Here is a 1158-nt window from a genome sequence, read left to right as displayed (position 1 = left end):
TGTATAGTCCCAGGGTGAGCTGGGTGGGGTCACGACTGAAGATAGTAGGATTTTTCTGCCACTGGGCGCAGATAAACTCGTGCGGGGTCAGGCCACGCAGGCGTTTGAGGCGTTTGGCGTGATTGTAGGCCAGCAAAAAGGCTTGCAAGTGTTCGTTCAGCTGGGCCGTAGATTCGTAGTGATAGCGCTGCACGGTCGCCTCTTTGAGGGTGCGGTTGAAGCGCTCGACCGGCCCGTTGGTCCAGGGATGGGCCGGTTTGGTGAGGCGATGCTCCACGCCGTATTCCCGACAAATACGGTCAAAACTGTGGCCGCCTGGCAGGAGTTGGTGCGGCTGGGGCGTGAATTGCACCCCATTGTCTGTCAGTACTGTATGCACTTTATACGGCAATTTCTCCAGCACGCGCCGCAGAAAATCCGCCGCTACCATTCGTTTCGCTCTCGGATGCAATTCGGCGAAGGCCACCTTGCTGGTGCGGTCGATGGCGACAAAGAGGTACTGCCGGCCTTCTTCCGTATGCACCTCGGCAAAATCGACGGGCAGGTAGCCAATCGGATAGTCTTTAAACTTTTTTTTTGGCGTGGACTGCCCGTCTTCGCTCAACGGTAGGCGACTCACGCCGTGGCGCTGAAAACAGCGGTGCAGCGCCGAGCGCGAAAGGTGCGGGATGGTTTCTTGCAGGGCATATAGACAGTCATCGAGCGGCAGCAGCGTGTGCTGGCGAAAGGCGACGGCGATAGCCTCTTCTTCGGTCGTAAGCACCGTCGAAACGGGCTTCGGCCCCATCGGGGCATCCGTCGTCGTCGTGCGTTTACGCCACTTGGCCACCGTTTTCGGGTCGATGTTATGGCGTGTAGCTAGCGTTTGGAGGCTTTCCTGACTACGCTGGATACTGCGTCGTATTGCCTGAGTTGTGCGGGCGCTGCCGTGAAGTAGTTGTCCCATAACTTTTGCTGGATGGCTCGCCCGAAAGGTACTCCATCACACTCTGGGACTATACAGCTAGGACGTGTGAACAATTAAGGTAGCTTTGAAGATGCAAAAAGACCGCACATTCCTGACCGACCCGCACTGGCAACGCCTTTCGCCACTCTTGCCGGGCCAAGCGAATGCCTGCGGCGTGACGGCCAAGGACACGCGCTTGTTCGTGGAGGCCG

Annotated in this window: 1 protein-coding gene; it reads right to left on the bottom strand. The window is 57.9% G+C overall.

The features are described from left to right. Positions 1-946, bottom strand: a 946-nt coding sequence (locus J4G38_RS28255; RefSeq protein WP_210522256.1) for an IS481 family transposase, incomplete at its 3' end; no start/stop codon positions are given. Between the last annotated feature and the right edge of the window lie 212 nt (positions 947-1158).

Origin of the sequence: Hymenobacter terricola, from assembly GCF_017921975.2 — a bacterium.
GTDB classification, from domain to species: Bacteria; Bacteroidota; Bacteroidia; order Cytophagales; family Hymenobacteraceae; genus Hymenobacter; species Hymenobacter terricola.
This window is presented reverse-complemented; position numbering and strand designations above follow the sequence as displayed.